Here is a 19,381-nt window from a genome sequence, read left to right as displayed (position 1 = left end):
TTGTTAAAAGCTGGTACTACTTTCTTTGGTAAAACTAAACAATTTTTATTTGAACAATTTTAAATCTTTTAATTGTTTAGTAGCGTGTTATTTTTAATAAATTGAACCTGGAGCCTTATAAAAAAACGCCATATAAAAATTTTTATATGGCGTTTTTTTATGTGAAAGATTAGTTTATCCTATAATCTTATTTAATGTTTCGCTAGGACGCATGGCGTTCGCAACTTTAGTAACATCTGGCCAGTAATAACCGCCCATATCTACAGCACTTCCTTGAGCATCATTTAACTCCTGGATTATTGTAGCTTCATTATCAGCTAATTGCTTTGCTATTGAACCGAATTCCGCTTGAAGATCTGCATCTTTATTTTGTTCTGCAAGTGCTTGAGCCCAATACAAAGCCAGATAGAAGTGACTACCTCTATTATCTAATTCATTGACCTTTCTGGAAGGAGATTTTTTATTCTCTAAAAACTCTTCTGTAGCTTGGTCTAATGCTTCTGCTATTATTAAAGCTTTCTGATTGTCATTAGTTTCTCCTAAATGTTCTAAGGAAACGGCAAGTGCTAAAAATTCACCAAGAGAATCCCAACGTAAGTGTCCTTCTTTGTTAAATTGCTGCACGTGCTTAGGGGCAGATCCTCCAGCACCAGTTTCGAATAAACCTCCACCATTCATTAATGGAACAATAGAAAGCATTTTAGCACTAGTTCCGAGTTCTAGAATAGGGAAGAGGTCTGTGTTATAATCACGTAATACATTTCCTGTTACAGAAATTGTATCTTTTCCATCTTTTATTCTTTCTAAAGAGAACCTAGTAGCTTCTACAGGAGACATGATTCTAATATCAAGTCCTGTTGTGTCATGTTCTGGTAAATAATTATTTACTTTCTCTATTAAACTAGCATCATGTGCTCTATTTTCATCTAACCAGAATATTGCAGGAGTACCTGTAGCTCGAGCTCTGCTTACCGCTAATTTTACCCAGTCTTTTACTGGAGCATCTTTGGTTTGACACATTCTCCAGATATCGCCTTCTTCTACTGCATGTTCAATTAAAACAGTGCCTGTTGCATCTACCACACGTACTGATCCACTTGCTTTAATTTCAAAAGTTTTATCATGAGAACCATATTCTTCAGCCTTTTTAGCCATTAAGCCTACATTAGGTACAGTCCCCATAGTAGTTGGATCAAAAGCCCCGTGTTTTTTACAAAAATCTATTGTTTCTTGATATATTCCGGCATAACTGCTATCTGGAATAACAGCTTTAGTATCTTGTGTATTACCATTTGCATCCCACATCTGACCTGAAGTACGGATCATAGCCGGCATAGAAGCATCGATAATAATATCACTAGGAACATGAAGATTGGTAATTCCTTGATCAGAATTCACCATAGCCAATTGAGGTCCGTTTTCGTAACATGATTTTATATCAGCTTCGATTTCAGATCTCTTAGCAGCATCTGGTATTTTCTTTATTTTGTTTATAAGGTCTCCAAAACCATTATTTACTTCTACACCAATTTCTTCAAGTGTTTCACTATGCTTTGCAAAAACATCTTTAAAGAAAACTTCTACAGCATGTCCAAAGATAATAGGGTCTGATACCTTCATCATAGTTGCTTTCATATGTAATGAAAATAACACATTCTTCTCCTTAGCATCTGCAATTTGCTCTTCTAGAAAGGAGATCAATGCTTTTTTACTCATTACAGAGGCATCGATGATCTCACTAGCAAGTAATGCAGTCTTTTCTTTTAAAACTGTAGTATTTCCGTTAGTATCTACAAATTCAATTTTTACATCACCAGTTTCAGCGATAGTAACGGACTTTTCGTTAGAACGAAAATCGCCACTAGCCATCGTTGCTACATGTGTTTTAGAATCACTACTCCAAGCACCCATAGCGTGTGGGTTCTTTCTTGCATATTGTTTTACAGGTTTAGGAGCTCTACGATCAGAGTTACCTTCTCTTAAAACAGGATTTACTGCGCTACCTTTAATTTTATCATATCTACCCTTAATTTCTTTTTCGGCATCGTTCTTAGGTTCTTCTGGGTAATTAGGAATATTAAAACCTTGTAATTGTAATTCTGCTATTGCTGCTTTCAACTGAGGAACAGAAGCACTAATATTTGGGAGTTTGATGATATTGGCTTCTGGTTTTAGTGCTAGTTCACCAAGTTCGGCTAAAGCATTAGCTTGATTTTGTTTATCTGAAAGATTCTCTGGGAAAACTGCTAGAATTCTCGCTGCAAGAGATATGTCTTTAGTCTCTATTTCTATATTGGCAGCTTTAGTAAATTTTTTTACAATAGGTAAAAAAGAATAGGTAGCTAATGCAGGTGCTTCATCAGTTTTTGTGTAAACAATTTTTGAGGATTCAATTCCCATATTTTTTGATTTTTGATAAGATATTCTTTTGAGCAAAAAAGCTTAATATCTTATGTATTATACTATATGTTAAGGAAATAATTAGTCGTTTAACTTTTCTTGGACAAATAATATTACCTCTTCTTATTTATACTAGTGGAACACTTTGTGTTGTCTAATATTATTTGCTGTAAGATTTTCCGAGCGCGAAGATACAAATATAGGGAAGCAAATGCAACCTGTATATTGTTAGTTTTGCGTTAAAGGAATTGAATTGTAAATCTTTAAAAAAGAGAGGGTAGAAAAAACGGTAGTCGCAAAAAAAGGAGGCTGATTTAGGAATAGTTGTAAAAAATAAAAAGCCATATCATAATACGAATACCTTGATATGGCTTTTGTCCAGAAATAATAGGATTGTTAGCTGTTTTACCCGCTATGAAATAATAACTTTCGTTAGTTTATACCAATATTTTTATTTCTGTTTTTGAGTAGATTTAAATTTGTAAAAGAAAATACGATGTTAACCTAAATACTACTCGGGAGACTATTGCGAACACTTTTGTGTCTAAATTACGAATGTAATTTTTCGTTTTTTCATCCGAATAGTCTAATGCCACTTAAAATTAAAAAGGTGTCAAAACTTAATTTTTTCTTTTGAATTTCATTCTGAAACGATTTTAAAGAGAACCCTTAAATTTATTTCAACGATGTACTCAAAAAAATAACTTTCGTTTTATATTTATCCTAACCTTAAGATGGTTTATGTAAATGTTCAAAGAACGTGTTTAGAAAAAATATATACCCGGAATCCTTGTGTCATCTCGATATTATTATATCATTTCTTGTATAAAAATAACGAAAATGAATAGATGGGTCAATTTTTCGTACAACTTTAGTTATCAACCGGTTATGAACTATAGTTGTTAACTTTTGTTCATAAAAAAAGGCTGCCGTTAGGCAACCTTTTATATGATATAAGAAGTGAGAATTAGTTTCTCTTTTCTCTGATACGTGCTTTCTTACCAGTAAGTTCTCTAAAGTAGAATATACGTGCTCTACGAACTTTACCTCTTTTATTAACTTCAATTTTCTGAAGTGCAGGTAAATTTACTGGAAAAATACGCTCTACACCTACAGTTCCGGACATTTTTCTAATTGTAAAAGTCTCACTAGAACTAGAACCTCTTCTTTGGATTACAACTCCTCTAAAGAACTGTGTACGTGTTTTGTTTCCTTCTTTAATTTCGTAATATACTGTGATTGTATCACCTGCTGCGAATTCAGGTAAATCTTTTCTTGTAACAAATTCGTCTTGTACGAATTTTACTAAATCTTCCATTTTTGAGATAGTTTACTTATGTTTTATTAAAGCAACATTCACGATTCTCGCCAGAGGTTGTTTTAATCAGGCTGCAAAAATAAGTATTATTTAATGATTTGCAAGTATTTTTTATGAATATTCTTTTTAAGGAATAAAGGCTTGTTACATTATTGAATTTCAGTTAAATATAATTGGTTTTAGGTTGAGTCTTATCAAGATATAAATAAGTAGAAAGGATAATGTTTAATCATCCAATAAATCAGGTCTACGCTCTTTGGTTCTTTGATATGCTTGTTCCTCTCGCCAAGCTTCAATTTTTGGAAAATTTCCAGAGGTAAGTACTTCCGGAACTTTCCATCCTTTATAATCAGCAGGTCTTGTGTATATTGGTGGTGCTAAAAGGTCGTCCTGAAACGAGTCTGTTAATGCGGAAGTTTCGTTGCCTAGAACACCTGGAATTAGCCTGATAATTGCATCACACAAAATCAGAGCGCCTAATTCTCCTCCAGAAAGAACATAATCTCCAACCGATATTTCTTTTGTAATAAAGTGATCTCGAACTCGTTGATCTACACCTTTATAATGGCCACATAAAATAATCAAATTACCTTTTAATGAAAGTTGATTAGCGATACCTTGATTTAGGGTTTCTCCATCTGGTGTCATATAGATGATCTCATCATACGTCCTTTTGGCTTTTAACCCAGAGATGCATTTATCGATTGGTTCTACCATCATTACCATACCGGCACCACCACCAAATTGATAATCATCCACTTGTTTATAATTGTCAGTGGTGTAGTCTCTAAGGTTATGGAAATGCACTTCTACTAATCCTTTTTCTATAGAACGCTTCATAATGGAGGCTTCAAAAGGGCTTTTTAAAATGTCAGGTACTACCGTTATTATATCTATTCGCATCTTTTTCGATTAAGATTTGCAAAGATGCAAAAACAATACATTAATATTCCAGAAAATTGATATTACTTAGCTCCGGTTTTACGTTGTTTGTTGATTTCATCCTGAAGCTTACGCATTACTTTTTGCTCTCTTTCTAAAGCTCTACGTCTGTGATCTTCAAATTCTGCTTCTGTCTCTGCTAAAGCTTTTTTAGCTTGAATGGTAACCGAGTTACTGTTCTTAAATTTAAAAACAAAAAAGGCTAATAGAGCTAAAAGCCCCCCAACGATGGTCCACATCATCGTTTTGTAACTACCTTTAGTAAATGAGATTCCAAGGAAAGTCATACTATCTTTTTCTTCGGTAACAGCAGAAAGATCTCCATTTGTTTTTGCCAGAGAAGTTTCCAGATTTGATATAGAGGTTTGTTGTTCAGTAATTTTTTGATTAGAGCTATTTAATTTAGCTTCTAATGTTTTAAGAGAATCTATGGTGTTCCCTTTTAACTTATCAAGCCAAACACGTTTTACTACCTTGTATTCTTGATATCTTCCTGATTTTTTGATTACGACATCAAATTGCGTTTGAATATTTTCCTGTTGCAACGCTTGTTCTGCCGTTAGGTTCTCTTCTTGTGCCTGAATGGTTTCAAAAATGGGGAATAGAGTTATTAAAACTAATAGGTACTTTGATAATTTCATGTGTGAATTTTAATTGTTTTTAATGGTTGATTAAAACCTTAGGTTTGATGAAATAAACTTCACGGTACTTGCTGAATGAAGTTGTTCATTATTCTAAAAGCTTTATTCTTTTTTGCGTCAGTCTTTAATTAATTTTAACGCTAATAAAGATACGATATTGTGAATAATTTAAAAGATTTAATGTGTATATATTACGGTTATGTTCTTGGAGTTTTAAATTAAATGAAAATGTTGATATGCTTGCCATAGATGAGAGTACGGTTAATTAATAATATTACACATCATTTATGGGAGAAATAATTTAATGAGTGATATCCCGGTTTTCTGAAAATTTAAGATTGGAAATTGATTAAAGAGTTTACTGTATTTAAATTAAAAAGACTGCCTTTTCAGACAGCCTCTTTAATTTTTTATAAATAATTATGTTCTCTAGTAATACGTATAACGTCTTACTTTGGCAATATATTTTGATAATCTAATTACCTGATGACTATATCCATATTCATTATCATACCATACATATAGGATTGCATTATTACCCTTAGCATCTACAATGGTTGCATTACTATCATATATGGATGGTGCAGATGAACCTACAATATCACTTGAAACTAATTCATTATCTATAGAATACCTGATTTGTTCTACCAGATTCCCTTCTAAAGCATATTTCTTGATAATAGCATTCATACTTTCTTTAGAAGCTTTTTTATCTAAATTAAGATTAAGAATTGCTAGAGATCCATTAGGTACAGGTACTCTAATGGCATTAGAAGTCAATTTTCCTTCGAAACTTGGTAATGCTTTTGAAACTGCTTTTCCTGCTCCCGTTTCAGTGATTACCATATTTAAAGCGGCGGCACGACCTCTTCGGTATTTGCTATGCATATTGTCAACTAAATTCTGGTCATTGGTATATGCGTGTATGGTTTCTAGGTGGCCATTTATGACTCCGAAGCTTTCATCTACTGCTTGTAGAATTGGAGTAATTGCATTGGTAGTACAAGATGCAGCAGAAAAGATATTTACTTTATCCGGATCATGTTCTTTATGATTTACTCCATGTACAATGTTAGGAATTCCTTTTCCTGGTGCAGTAAGTAAAACTTTATCAATTCCTTTAGCGATTAAATGTCGGCTTAAAGCTTCTTTGTCTCTAAAAGCTCCAGTATTATCTATTAATAATGCATTATCAATTCCGAAAGAAGTGTAATCTATATCTTCAGGATTATTGGCGCTTATAATTTTTACTGTAGTTCCGTTTATGATCAAAGAACTGTTTGCAATATCAGTTTCTACTAAACCAGCAAATTCCCCATGAACAGAGTCATTTCTTAGTAACGAAGCTCTTTTTTCCAAAATTTCTTCTGTGATAGATCCTCTGGTTACAATGGCTCTTAATCTTAATTGACTTCCTTTTCCGGTAATAGTCATAAGTTCTCGTGCTACTAAACGTCCAATACGCCCAAAACCATAAAGAACTACATCTTTAGGAGAAATATTTTTAAACTTCTTAGCATCCTTTAGTTTGTTCATCACAAAACTAGTTGCCGAATCAAATTCATTTCCAGCAAGATGATACTCGTAAGTAAGCTTGCCAATATCTAATTTGGCAGGAGGTAAATCCATTAATTTAATAGCTTGGGCAATTTCTACAGAGTCAAAAATCGAAATTGGTTTTTGAACAAACTCACCGGCGTATTCGTGTAAATTAAGAATTTCACTTACATTTTTATCAATTAACTGATTGCGGAATAGTACTAATTCGATGGAATTGTCGTACCATAAATCGCTTACAGTTTTAATGAAAGCCACTGTTGCGCGGCGTCTGTCTGCCTGAAAGGCAAGTTCTTTCTCATAAACTTCGTTAGAACTCATAATGTGTTGTGTTTTACAATCTTGAAATTTCGCGCAAAATTATGAATTTCAAACGTTTTCGTAAAGCTTTTTGAATAAAAAAATCCCATTACTTTTTGTGGGTAATGGGATCGTTGATTCTATATGGTATTCTACTTAATTCTGGAAAACAAATTCACGTTTTTCTCCATCTCGGTCTATTAAGCTAATAGTGATATCTTCTTCAGGATATTTATTTTCTATAATCTGTTTTACTTGTAAAACATTTTTAACTTTTTTGCCATCAATTTCACTTATGATTAATCCTTCTAGATTGTAGCGTTGCATTTTTTGGCTTAAAGCTTTACTAATTATAACACCGTGATCCAGATTGAATTTCTTTAGATATTCTGGGTTTGGATTAGCTACTTCTACGCCAACATCTTCAATATTATATCTTTGGATTACATATTTGGATAAAGTAACAGGTAAATTTAGTTCGCCGTCGTTACGCTTAATTTTTACATTAATTACATCATTAGGATTTTTGGTGTTTACATAGCCAGTTAGATCAGAGAACTTTTTGATTCTTATACCATCTATTTCTTTAATAATATCTCCAACCTTAAGTCCAGCTTTTTTAGCACCACTATCTTCTCCTACATTCGTGATAACTACACCTTGTGTTTCTTTTAGATTAAATTTTGCTTTAATTTCCGAAGTTAGATTACCTCCATTTATTCCAAGTATTCCTTTTTGTACATCTCCGAACTCTAAAATATCTTCTACAATTTTACGAGTGTTATTGGATGGTACTGCAAAAGCATAGCCAACATAACTACCGGTTTGTGAAGTAATCGCTGTGTTAATTCCTATTAATTCACCTTTAATATTAACCAAAGCACCACCACTATTTCCAGGATTTATGGCTGCATCTGTTTGGATAAAAGACTGAAAATTTCCATCATATTCATTAAGGTCTCTGGATTTTGCACTAATAATACCCGCTGTTACCGTAGAGGTTAAATTAAAAGGATTACCCACCGCTAACACCCATTCTCCTATTTTAGCGTTATTAGAATCACCAAAAGGGATATAGGTTAATTTTTCGTTAGTATCAATTTTAATTAAAGCAATATCCGATTGTGGAGCAGTACCTATTACTTCTGCTTTGTAAGATTTATTATTGTTTAAGGTTACCTCCAGATCAGTCGCGCCATCTATTACATGATTATTAGTTACGATATATCCATCTTCTGTGATAATTACGCCAGAACCGGCTCCTTGAATTCTTCTTTCTGTAGTTCCACCATTTCTAAAATACTCCATAAGATTTCTTGGACTTTTAGTAATTCCATATTGTTTTACGTGGACTACCGCATTTACAGTTTTTTCTGCAGCTATTGTGAAATCAGCATTTGTATTTGCAGTATTTAAATTGGTAGTGGTATATGTTGCCGGAATTAATGATGTGTTTGGTGTAGTTTTGTTTTCTGTAAAAACAACAGCTTCAGGTTCTAAAAAAGCCTTGTAAGCTCCTAATGTAATTACACCTGCTAAAATAGCGACAACCAATAAGTTCAAAAATCTTTTCATCTTCTTTTCTTTTTTCGTTTAATTTGACTAGTACTATAATATAGACTCTTAATAACTATTAAAATTACAACTATAGTATATTTTTTTCTGACATTTAACGCTCTATTAACAACAATAATATGGTTACTTTCTTTGTACCTTTGTCCTTTATAATTGAACAAAAAGAATGAATCTTACTTTTTATAAATACCAAGGAACAGGTAATGATTTTATAATCATCGATAATAGACAGTCAATTTTGACCAAAAATAATACCAAAATTTTTTCGAGACTTTGTGACAGAAAATTTGGAATAGGAGCAGATGGATTAATGTTGTTAGAGCTTCCTGAGAATGATGAAGACGATTTTACAATGGTGTATTTTAATGCAGATGGTAATGAGAGCTCTATGTGTGGTAATGGCGGAAGATGTCTTGTGGCATTTGCAGCATTTCTTGGAGTTATAGAAGATAAGGCTACATTTACTGCAATAGATGGGAAACACAAAGCAGAAATTAAAGATGGATTGGTTTATTTACAAATGCAGAATGTTTCTAAGATAGAGCAATACGATTCACATCTGTTCTTGGATACTGGTTCTCCTCATCATGTTACTATGGTTGATGATTTGATTCACTATGATGTTACAAATGTTGGTCGTGAAATTAGAAATGGAGCACCTTATTTCGAAACAGGAAGTAATGTGAATTTTGTAGAGAAAGCAGGAGAAGATTTGTTTGCAGTTAGGACATACGAAAGAGGAGTAGAAGATGAAACTTTATCTTGTGGTACCGGAGTTACTGCCGTAGCATTGTCTATGTATACAACAAAAATGACTGATAAAGAAGAGGTGAATATTAAAACTCCTGGAGGTAAGCTAAAAGTTACTTTTAGAGAGGCTGCTAATGGATATGAAGATATATTTCTTATAGGCCCGGCAGAACAAGTTTTTAAAGGAGAGATTACATGTTAACACTTAAGGGTGAGCATATTTATTTAAGGGCATTAGAGCCAGAAGACCTTGATTTTGTTTATCTGATTGAAAATGATGAACGGATATGGGAGATGAGTACTACACAGACACCGTATTCGAGGTTTTTGATAAAGCAATATTTAGAGAATGCGCATCAAGATATTTATGAAGCTAAACAGTTACGACTTGTGATATGTTCTTATGATGAAGCTACGCTAGGGCTTATTGATTTATTTGATTTTAATCCAACTCACAATAGAGCAGGTGTGGGTATTCTTATCGCAGAACAAGTACATCGAGGTAAAGGTTATGGAAAAGAAGCCTTGACTCTTATTAAAAATTATGGCAAAACACATCTTCGCTTACATCAATTATATGCAAATATTGCAGAGGATAATTTAGCTAGTATTAAATTGTTTGAGAAGGAAGGGTTTAAAAAAATTGGAACAAAAAATGAATGGAACCTTGTAGATGGTGTATACAAGGATGAACTTTTATATCAACTCATATATGTACATTAAGAAATTATTATTGTTAATAGCCGTAATAGGTTTAATTGTAGGAGGATTGTTTGCGTATTATGTGTATCAAGCAGTTTTTTCTCCTAATACAAATTTCGAAGCAGAAACAACTACGGTGTATATCCCTTCAGGAACCACTTATCCTGAATTGAGAGAAATTATATATCCTTTATTGAAAAACACCTCAAGTTTTGATAAAATAGCGAATAAAAAAGGATATACTAATAAAGTGAAGGCTGGAAGGTATATTGTAAAAAAAGGTTTAAATAATAACGAGCTTGTTGATCTTTTAAGAAGTAAAAACACACCGATTCAGTTAAGTTTTAATAATCAAGAAAGGTTAGAAAATCTGGCTGGTAGGGTTGCGCAACAAATAGAAGCGGATAGTATATCATTGATTAATGCATTTAAGAATGAGACTTTTATTAAAGAGAAAGGTTTTACGATTGATAATGCTTTAGCAATGTATATTCCAAATAAATATGAGTTTTTTTGGAACACATCAGCAGAACAGTTTAGAGATCGTATGCTAAAGGAATATACACGTTTTTGGAATGACAAAAGAAAGGAAAAGGCGAAGAATATTGGTTTAACTTTTAATGAGGTGACCACGGTTGCTTCGATTGTTCAAAAAGAAACTGCTAAGGTGGATGAGCGCCCAAGAGTAGCAGGTGTATATATGAATCGCTATAAAAACGGATGGAAGTTGGATGCGGATCCTACGGTTATCTATGCGCTCAAAAAACATAAAAATGATTGGGATATCGTTATAAAAAGGGTGCTTTATAAAGATCTTGAGCTAGATAGTCCCTATAACACTTATAAATATAAAACCTTACCACCAGGGCCTATTACTATGCCTGATATTTCTTCTATTGATGCTGTTTTAAACCATGAAAAGCATGACTATTACTTCTTTGTAGCTAATGTAGAAAATTTTGGGTATCACAAATTTGCTAAAACCTTGACTCAGCATGCAAGGAATAAGAAACAGTATGTAAATTGGATTAATAAACAAGGGGTAAAACGTTAGAATTTACTCAATGTTTTTGTAGGAAAAAAAGAAGTTTTTTTATCACTCTTCGTAATTTTTCCATGAATTTATTAACAATATCGTTTGAAATCCTGTGAATTACTTGATGTATATGCTTTTTGCTTTTTATCGACTAAAACTACTTATTTGACGTTAAAATACAAGTTTTAAGACTTTTTATGTGTTTTTTTACTGATTTTTAACGTTTTTTTTAGTCTAAATTGCTGTTTTTCAGCGTTATAATAAATTTAACACTTGTTGGTGTATACTTTAAAAGAAAGCCGTATATTTGCACCGCAAAAATTTAAGTAGAGGGGAACGTCTTTTTGATGTCTACTTAGAAATTTTTTATATGATAAAAAGGATAATTGGACTTTTTGTAATTCTTACAATCGGGGGAATCGTATTAGTAAGTTTTACACCAAAAAATCGCACAGATTTAAGCTCATACAGCACTGCTGGTTTAGATCTCTATTATATCGCTCCTAACTTTAACGAGATAGAAGACGATTTGGTGGACAATTTTATTTACCCAGAATTAGGTAAATCTTATGTTGGTTTTAAAGAAGCCTTAGCTTTTAAAGAATCACGTGGAGATTATGGAGTTGTAAATCAATTTGGATATATGGGTAAATATCAATTTGGTATTGGAACCCTTGCGATGATCGGAATAAAAAACAAAAATACTTTTCTTAGTAATCCCGAGCTTCAAGAAAGAGCCTTCTATGCAAATCTTTCTAGGAACAAATGGATTTTACGCAGAGACTTAAAATGGTTTGTAGGTAAACGAATGAATGGTATTGTGGTTACTGAGTCAGGAGTATTGGCTGCCGCACATCTAGCAGGACCTGGTGCTGTAAAAAAATATTTACGTAGCGGCGGGGTAGATGGTTTTGCTGATGCATTTGGTACAACAATTCGTTATTATATGAAACGTTTTTCTGGATTTGACACCTCTTTTGTTGTTCCTAATAGAAAAGCAAAAGCTTAATTTAGCTCTTTCTCTTTACTTTAAAGATCTCTTTGGATAATAAAGATTGTGGGCTTTTTATGTAGCTCTATTTCTTCATTTTTCCATTCTCCAATAGTTTTGGTAACTATGTATTCTGTGGTTAGTGTAATGTCACTTGCGATGCATAATCTGGTATTGGGGTTAAGAATTGAAACAAGATCCGCAAGCATTTTGTCATTTCTATATGGAGTTTCAATAAAAATTTGTGCCTGATTCTTTTCTAAAGAATTTTTTTCAAGAAATTTTATTGTAGATTTTCTTTCGTTTTTGTCAATTGGAAGGTATCCATTGAAACAAAAATTCTGTCCATTCATGCCACTACTCATCATTGCTAGAAATATGGAAGATGGCCCCACTAATGGGGTTACTTGAATTCCTTTCTCGTGAGCTAATCTTACTACTTCTGCACCTGGATCCGCAATTCCAGGACATCCGGCATCGGATAGTAGTCCTATTGATTCCCCATTAAGACAAGGTGCTAGATAGTTGGGTATTTCTGAGGCATCTGTATATTTGTTTACTGAGTGAATGATAAGAGAGCGTTGAGATTTACTAGGACTAACTTTTTTTATAAACCTTCTTGCTGGTTTTTCGTTTTCAACTATATAATGATTAACCTGTTCTAAAACTTTTTTTATAGATATTGGTAATACTTCCAGGGGTACATCATCACCTAATCTGGTTGGTATTAAATATAATTTTCCTTTTGGATCTAGGGGTTTGGATTCCATAGTTTATATAATAACTAGTTTTTGATTAAATGAATTTTGTTTTGTGCATATTATAATATTGCTAATTGTGATTTCAAATAGCTTAATCCAAATAGATTTAGATTTGTTTTTAAGAAGAGTCGAATTTGGATAAAAAGTTAAAGTCTTTTTCAACGAATGATATATTTAAGCTGGATTAACTGTTACTAAATATACAAAAACTTTGTTTTTTATGTTTAATCTCTCTTATAGCTTTTTTATTATGCAGTCACAGGCTTTATTTAGCATGTCGTATACGTCTTCAAAACCTTGCTCTCCTCCGTAATATGGATCTGGAACATCTAAATTTTCATTAGGTGTTAATTCGTTCAGAATAAGTGTTACTTTTTCTTTGTCATTGTTGTTACGAGCAAGCTTTATAATATCGTTATAATTAGAACGATCCATTGGATAGATGAGATCATAGATGTCAAAATCACTTACTTTAAACTGCATAGCTCTTTGATTGGTAATATCAATCCCATGTTTTCTTGCAGTTTCTATAGACCGTACATCGGGTTTTGTGCCAATATGATAGTTACTAGTGCCACAAGAGTCTACCTGGAATTTTTTAGGGTCCAGTTTGGATGCTAAAATTCCTTCTGCTAATGGTGACCTACAGATATTTCCTAGGCACACCATTAAAATTTTAATCTTCATGTAAATTAAAAATTAAAGGGTAAGTTTTTTGCCAAGGTCCTCAACGTACTTTCGGAATTGTTTATCTGTAGAGGATAAGTTGTCTACAGTTTTACAAGCATGAAGTACTGTTGCGTGATCTCTTTTTCCTATTTGTGTACCAATACTAGCTAATGAAGCTTTGGTTAGTTTTTTAGCAAAAAACATTGCTAATTGACGAGCCTGAACTATATGACGCTTACGTGTTTTAGATTGTAGTGTTTCTACATCCATTTGGAAATAATCACTTACTACCTTTTGTATATAATCAATAGATACTTCTCGCTTAGTGTTTTTTACGTAATTGTCTACAATTGCTTTTGCAAGATCAATTGTAATATCTTTTTTGTTGAAAGAGGAGTGTGCTATTAGTGAAATAATGGCACCTTCTAATTCGCGAATATTGGTTTTGATATTATTTGCTAAAAACTCTACAATATCTTCTGGCATCTCAACACCGTCACGATATAGTTTGTTTTTTATGATAGAAATTCTAGTTTCGAAATCTGGTTGATGCAATTCTGCTGATAATCCCCACTTAAAACGAGAAAGCAATCGTTGTTCTATATCCTGCATGTCTACAGGAGCTTTATCACTAGTAAGTATTACTTGTTTTCCATTTTGATGTAAGTGATTAAATATATGGAAGAATACATCTTGTGTTCCTGCTTTTCCTGATAAAAGCTGAATGTCGTCAACAATTAATACATCAATAATCTGATAGAAATGTATAAAATCGTTTCTATTGTTCTTTTTTACAGACTCTATATACTGCTGAGTAAACTTTTCAGCTGAAATATATAGCACTGTTTTTTCTGGATAATTATCTTTTATGTTTACGCCAATTGCGTGTGCAAGATGTGTTTTTCCTAATCCTACACCCCCAAATATCAATAAAGGATTGAAAGAAGTTCCACCAGGTTTGTTAGCGACAGCCATTCCTGCTGATCGAGCCAATCTGTTGGAGTCTCCTTCTAAGAAATTATCAAAATTATAGCTTGGGTTTAACTGAGACTCAATTTTCACATTTCTAATTCCTGGAATTACAAATGGATTTTTAAGTTCAGGATTTTTACTCTTTATGGGCACATCAACTTCCTGAGAGCTTACGGCCGTTCTGTTAGAACTTGGTATTTTCTCAGTAAATGGTTTTTTGTTACCATAAGTGTTTTCCATTTTAATAATATATACCAATTTAGCAGTTTCTCCTAACTCTCTAGTAAGAGACACTTTAAGAAGATTAACATAATGTTCTTCTAGCCATTCGTAGAAAAATTTACTAGGTACTTGAATACTTAAAGCGCTATCTGTAAGCTTTACAGCTTTAATAGGTTCAAACCAGGTTTTAAAAGCTTGAGGGGTAATGTTGTCCTCTATAAAAGACAGGCAATTATCCCAAACTGATTGCGCAGTTATATTCATTAGAATGGTTAGATTACTTTTATTAGGTTATTAACGGAAAATTGTTGAAAAAGTTCCTTCTTTTTTTGCTTGACAAATATGTGAACAAAAAATGTAAAAAAAAAACGATTTAGGGGTTGAATTTTAATTATTTTTTTCGCATACTTTAAAGACTGTAATTTTGCATACTTCATCTTTTTATTAATCAAATACATGTCAATCACTTCCGAAACTTTATTAAAAGTTAGATATTCTGAAACAGATCAAATGGGGATCGTTCATCACGGCAATTATGCACAATATTTAGAGTTAGCCCGCATTGACTGGTTATCCCGATTAGGTGTTTCTTATAAATCTATGGAGGAAAACGGTGTTATGCTCCCCGTATTTAAATTAGATTTTAAATTTAAGAAATCTGCATTCTTTGACGATGAATTAACTGTTAAAACTTTTTTAAAGAAAATTCCTACAGTACGCATCGTTTTTGACTACGAAATTTACAATCAAAATCATGATTTATTAACAATTGCTTCTTCTACGTTAGTGTTTGTTGATGCTACAACAAGAAAACCAATTTTATGTCCGCAATATTTATTGAAAATAATCGAAAAAGGATTAGCTGTCTAATCGTTTAATCTCTATTTCGTACAACGTTGAGAAAAGATTATTTATTTCATCTGCTATCGTTTTTCTTACTGAAATAAATAATTTACAGTCTAATTCTAACTTTTGATCTGTAATACTAAGTTGACGCTCTTTAATTATTCGCATCACTTTATTCATGTTTTTATATTCAAAACTAATACAAAAATTTATATTAATGGTTTTTTCTATAATCTTAGAAGCTACTAAGGATAATTGAGCAGTGGTTCTATAAGCATTAATTAATCCTCCTACACCAAGCTTAACACCTCCAAAATAACGAACCACTATCACTAGGATATTAGTTGTCTGAAAAGATTGAATCTGACCATAAATTGGTTGGCCTGCAGAATTAGAGGGTTCTCCATCATCATTGCTTCGATATCGTATGTTTTCTGTTCCTAATTGCCAGGCATAACACCAATGCCTCGCAGCATGATGTTGTTTTTTTAGTGAATCAATAATTGGTTTCACCTCTTCTTCTGAAGTAATTGGAAAAGAATATCCAAAGAATTTGCTGTTTTTGTCTTTAAACAATACTTCTTTTCCCGGAATATCAATAGTATTATAAGTGTCTGTGGTGTCCAATTGTTTTACAGTTAAATAGAAAAAGTAACCAGCAAGATACTTATTATCGCTAGTATAATACCAATCCAGTTTTTCATAATCAACCTTTCTTTGAAAAAAAGAATTCCAACAAATGTAGAAACCAATAGTATAGCTACATTATTAATAATAAATATTGTAGAGCTATCCATATTTTCATTTCGTAATGCCTGAATTAGAAAGTAAATAGAAAAGTAGTTAGGGATACCTAAACAAATTCCTGCGATGATGTTTTTAGCAGTTATCTTCAGTGTCCCTCTCAAGGCATGATATATTAGTATAAGCATTCCTAAAATAGCAGCAAAACCAAAAATAGTTGCAGAAAAAATTGGAATATCCATTTTTGCTACATAATTAGTTTCCATAAATTTTAGACTTGTATCTATGATACCACCTCCAATGAAAACAAGTAAAGGGTAAATTAGATTCTCTTTTTTTATAGAAATTCCTCCAACGGTTTTCATGGAAGTCATATAAACAGCAATCAATGCTATGATGATTCCTATAATTTTTAGAATTCCGGTACTTTCTTTATAAACAATAATTCCGAATATAACGGGTATCGCAACACTCATTTTACTAGCTACAGCTGCTACAGAAAGGCCATTTTTCTGAGTAGTGATTGCCATAAAATTAAATACTAAAATAAAAATGAACCCTAAAATAATGGTTCCATAAAACCAGCTAGAGTTTGTTATAGAAGTGATGTCTATAGGTTCGGTATATGCAATTAACCCCGAAATACAAGCGACTATGTAATTAACAATAATGGCTTGTAAGGTGTTTACGTTATATTTTGCGAATAACTTGAATGTAATTAAGATCCAACTTGAAGCTAATATACTTAATAATAGATGTGTCAAAATAAGTCAGATTTTATAGCGAACAGCTTTGTGATATCATCTGTTTTTGGATTGTTATTCCATACGTGGATACCCAGTTGTTTAGCTGCGTTTGTATTTACAAGTGTATCATCAATAAAAATAGTTTCTGAAGGTTTTATGCGATGATTGTCTAAAACAAACTGAAAAATATCCAGATTTGGTTTTCTTAAGTTGATTTCGTGTGATAAGTAAAAAGTGTCAAAACAAGATTTAAAATCATAATAAAAAGATATATTTTCTTTAATCCAATCAATATGTAATTCATTCGTATTACTCAGTAAGATTAATTTGTATTCCTTTTCAGTAGCTAATTTTTGAATGAACTCTAAACGATGTTTAGGGAAGTCCTTTAGAATAGCATTCCAAGCATCTATTATTTGTTTTTCAGAAGCGTCTGGCAATAGCTTTTGATAATGATTGATGAATTCTACTGTAGTGATTTTTCCAATTTCATAGAGATTGTTAATAGATTCTAATTCTTTTGTTAGTGGGAACAAACCTAATTTGGAAAGTTCTGTTTTGGTTGCTGTTTTATCTAGATTGATAAAGACATCCCCAAAATCAAAAATAATGGTTTTAATCATTTTGATATATTCTTAAGATGTCGTCTAAAATTTTTTCTTCAGAAATTAGTTTGGCTTTAAATGTTGGAGCTTTTATTCCTTTTGTAAAAGTATTAATTCCGGTAAATACTCGTGCTTCATCCCAAAGGTTTGTATCGATAAAGGATTGAATCGTGTAGCTACCACCTTCGATAATCACAGATTGAATTTCATGTTTATAGAGAATATTGCATACTTCCTGGACGACTTCTTTTTCTGAACTAATTGTTTCATAGAATAAAGTATCGCTATTTTCTTTTTTATGATCATCAGAGGTGATCACAATTGTTTTTACGGTTTTATCTATAATTGCGGAATCTTCAGGAGTTTTATTGGAAAGGTCAATCAGAATTCTAACAGGATCTGTTCCAGACCAATCTCGTATAGTAAGTTTTGGATTGTCTTCTATAACGGTTTTATTCCCTACCAAAATAGCTTGCTCTTCTGCACGCCATTTATGGACTAATTGTCTTGAGTAGGAATTCGTAATCCATACGGGTGATCTTTCCTCGGTCTTTTCAGGAGCGATAAATCCATCAGATGTTTGTGCCCATTTTAGGATGATATATGGCCGCTGTTTATTATGAAATGTAAAAAAACGTTTATGATGTTTCTGGCACTCGTTTTCTAAAATACCTACAATAACTTGGCATCCTGCATTTTTTAGTTTTTCGATACCTTTTCCGGCAACTTTACTATGTATATCGATGGTGCCAATTACTACATTAGGTATTTTGTGTTTTATGATAAGGTCGCTACAGGGTGGTGTTTTTCCAAAATGTGAACAAGGTTCTAAAGTTACATATATGGTGGCTTCTTTTAAGAGTGATTTGTCTTTTACAGAGTTTATAGCATTTACTTCGGCATGATTACCACCATAAGCACTAGTGTATCCTTCGCCAATAATGATTTGGTTATGAGCAATGACGCTACCAACCATTGGGTTTGGTCTTGCATTGCCCAATGCATTTGTAGCAATTTTAAGGCAACGTCTTATGTATGTTTCGTGTATACTCACGCTATTGATTTAAAGATATTTTTTGTTCTTTATCAATTTTGTAGGGATAAGAAAAATTTCCTAAATGATACCTGATATTTCCTTTGTAATGAATAAGAAGAGAGTCCGTTTGTGCCATTTTTAGTACACTGCCCAAAAGATTGTTTTTATTTTCTTTATAGATCTTGGATAAAGAAAATGTACCTTCTAATGGAATCGTAAATTCTTTTTTTGAAGGAACATCAAACTCTTGAGAAGATATGGTGCCTACATCGATGTTATCAACAAAAACGTGAATATCATCCACAGAAAGTTTTCCGTTTAGGTTATTTGGGTTGTTAAAAACAGCATCAGCCTTAATCGTTACATTGCGCATACTGATATTTTTAACATCAATATTGGCTACATATTTAAACTCTGGTTTTTTAGATACAGAGCAGCTTGTTATCACTGCGAATATTGTTGATAATAATAAAAGCTTCTTCATTGATTGCTGTATAGATTTAATGTATATTTCATCTGATTAAAAAGATGAAAGATCATTAGTTTTTAGATTAACAAAAGTAGTATT

Annotated in this window: 19 protein-coding genes; 5 read left to right on the top strand and 14 right to left on the bottom strand. The window is 32.4% G+C overall.

What is annotated here, in order from left to right:
* Nucleotides 1-174 precede the first annotated feature (174 nt).
* The 6 genes from Q0910_RS20540 to Q0910_RS20515 form a co-directional block, all read right to left on the bottom strand.
* Nucleotides 175-2,400, bottom strand: a complete 2,226-nt coding sequence (locus tag Q0910_RS20540; RefSeq protein WP_299220729.1) for an NADP-dependent isocitrate dehydrogenase — start codon at nt 2,398-2,400, stop codon at nt 175-177.
* A gap of 967 nt (nt 2,401-3,367) precedes the next feature.
* Nucleotides 3,368-3,718 (bottom strand): 50S ribosomal protein L19, encoded by a 351-nt coding sequence (gene rplS / locus Q0910_RS20535; protein ID WP_299220727.1) that lies wholly within the window; start codon nt 3,716-3,718, stop codon nt 3,368-3,370.
* Between the two features lie 225 nt (nt 3,719-3,943).
* Entirely contained in the window at nt 3,944-4,621 is a 678-nt protein-coding gene (gene trmD / locus Q0910_RS20530) for a tRNA (guanosine(37)-N1)-methyltransferase TrmD (RefSeq protein ID WP_299220725.1), read from the bottom strand.
* A 62-nt stretch (nt 4,622-4,683) separates the two neighbouring features.
* A complete protein-coding gene (locus tag Q0910_RS20525) occupies nt 4,684-5,301 on the bottom strand; it encodes a tRNA (guanine-N1)-methyltransferase (protein ID WP_299220722.1) in 618 nt (205 codons plus the stop codon).
* Between the two features lie 429 nt (nt 5,302-5,730).
* On the bottom strand, nt 5,731-7,179 hold the full coding sequence (locus Q0910_RS20520; protein ID WP_299220719.1) for a glyceraldehyde-3-phosphate dehydrogenase: 1,449 nt from the start codon (nt 7,177-7,179) through the stop codon (nt 5,731-5,733).
* Between the two features lie 135 nt (nt 7,180-7,314).
* Nucleotides 7,315-8,733, bottom strand: coding sequence for a trypsin-like peptidase domain-containing protein (locus Q0910_RS20515; protein WP_299220717.1), 1,419 nt, complete (start codon nt 8,731-8,733; stop codon nt 7,315-7,317).
* Between the two features lie 166 nt (nt 8,734-8,899).
* Here Q0910_RS20515 and dapF point away from each other — a divergent pair, with 166 nt between their 5' ends.
* The 4 genes from dapF (at nt 8,900) to Q0910_RS20495 (ending at nt 12,230) form a co-directional block, all read left to right on the top strand.
* Nucleotides 8,900-9,685 (top strand): diaminopimelate epimerase, encoded by a 786-nt coding sequence (gene dapF / locus Q0910_RS20510; RefSeq protein ID WP_299220714.1) that lies wholly within the window; start codon nt 8,900-8,902, stop codon nt 9,683-9,685.
* Nucleotides 9,679-10,206, top strand: a complete 528-nt coding sequence (locus Q0910_RS20505) for a GNAT family N-acetyltransferase (protein ID WP_299220711.1) — start codon at nt 9,679-9,681, stop codon at nt 10,204-10,206. Before dapF ends, Q0910_RS20505 begins: the two co-directional genes overlap by 7 nt.
* Entirely contained in the window at nt 10,196-11,239 is a 1,044-nt protein-coding gene (gene mltG / locus Q0910_RS20500) for an endolytic transglycosylase MltG (RefSeq protein ID WP_299220708.1), read from the top strand. The genes Q0910_RS20505 and mltG overlap by 11 nt, the downstream gene beginning before the upstream one ends.
* 352 nt (nt 11,240-11,591) lie before the next feature.
* The gene (locus tag Q0910_RS20495) at nt 11,592-12,230 is read left to right on the top strand and encodes a peptidoglycan-binding protein LysM (RefSeq protein ID WP_299220705.1); all 639 of its coding nucleotides are present in this window, start codon (nt 11,592-11,594) and stop codon (nt 12,228-12,230) included.
* A 20-nt stretch (nt 12,231-12,250) separates the two neighbouring features.
* On the opposite strand, the gene Q0910_RS20490 is transcribed toward Q0910_RS20495, so the two are convergent.
* The 3 genes from Q0910_RS20490 to dnaA form a co-directional block, all read right to left on the bottom strand.
* Entirely contained in the window at nt 12,251-12,982 is a 732-nt protein-coding gene (locus Q0910_RS20490; RefSeq protein ID WP_299220703.1) for an SAM-dependent methyltransferase, read from the bottom strand.
* Between the two features lie 225 nt (nt 12,983-13,207).
* Nucleotides 13,208-13,660 carry a low molecular weight protein-tyrosine-phosphatase gene (locus Q0910_RS20485; RefSeq protein ID WP_299220700.1) on the bottom strand — a complete coding sequence of 151 codons (453 nt, stop codon included), beginning with the start codon at nt 13,658-13,660 and terminating at the stop codon, nt 13,208-13,210.
* 12 nt (nt 13,661-13,672) lie between these two features.
* Nucleotides 13,673-15,100: a chromosomal replication initiator protein DnaA gene (gene dnaA / locus Q0910_RS20480; protein ID WP_118456613.1), complete on the bottom strand. Its 1,428-nt coding sequence runs from the start codon at nt 15,098-15,100 to the stop codon at nt 13,673-13,675.
* A gap of 192 nt (nt 15,101-15,292) precedes the next feature.
* Here dnaA and Q0910_RS20475 point away from each other — a divergent pair, with 192 nt between their 5' ends.
* Nucleotides 15,293-15,706, top strand: coding sequence for a thioesterase family protein (locus tag Q0910_RS20475; RefSeq protein ID WP_299220696.1), 414 nt, complete (start codon nt 15,293-15,295; stop codon nt 15,704-15,706).
* On the opposite strand, the gene Q0910_RS20470 is transcribed toward Q0910_RS20475, so the two are convergent.
* From Q0910_RS20470 to Q0910_RS20450, 5 genes are read right to left on the bottom strand one after another with little or no spacing between them, the layout of a single operon-like run.
* Nucleotides 15,695-16,309 (bottom strand): YigZ family protein, encoded by a 615-nt coding sequence (locus Q0910_RS20470; protein WP_299220693.1) that lies wholly within the window; start codon nt 16,307-16,309, stop codon nt 15,695-15,697. The two genes, Q0910_RS20475 and Q0910_RS20470, sit on opposite strands and share 12 nt — an antisense overlap.
* Nucleotides 16,310-16,320: 11 nt before the next feature.
* Nucleotides 16,321-17,190 (bottom strand): EamA family transporter, encoded by an 870-nt coding sequence (locus Q0910_RS20465; protein WP_299220691.1) that lies wholly within the window; start codon nt 17,188-17,190, stop codon nt 16,321-16,323.
* Nucleotides 17,187-17,795, bottom strand: a complete 609-nt coding sequence (locus Q0910_RS20460) for an HAD family phosphatase (protein WP_298315400.1) — start codon at nt 17,793-17,795, stop codon at nt 17,187-17,189. Before Q0910_RS20460 ends, Q0910_RS20465 begins: the two co-directional genes overlap by 4 nt.
* A complete protein-coding gene (gene ribD, locus Q0910_RS20455) occupies nt 17,788-18,831 on the bottom strand; it encodes a bifunctional diaminohydroxyphosphoribosylaminopyrimidine deaminase/5-amino-6-(5-phosphoribosylamino)uracil reductase RibD (RefSeq protein WP_299220689.1) in 1,044 nt (347 codons plus the stop codon). Before ribD ends, Q0910_RS20460 begins: the two co-directional genes overlap by 8 nt.
* 1 nt (nt 18,832) lies before the next feature.
* Nucleotides 18,833-19,297, bottom strand: coding sequence for a hypothetical protein (locus tag Q0910_RS20450; protein WP_299220686.1), 465 nt, complete (start codon nt 19,295-19,297; stop codon nt 18,833-18,835).
* Nucleotides 19,298-19,381: the final 84 nt, after the last annotated feature.

The organism is uncultured Aquimarina sp., from assembly GCF_947495315.1.
Lineage (GTDB): Bacteria > Bacteroidota > Bacteroidia > Flavobacteriales > Flavobacteriaceae > Aquimarina.
This window is presented reverse-complemented; position numbering and strand designations above follow the sequence as displayed.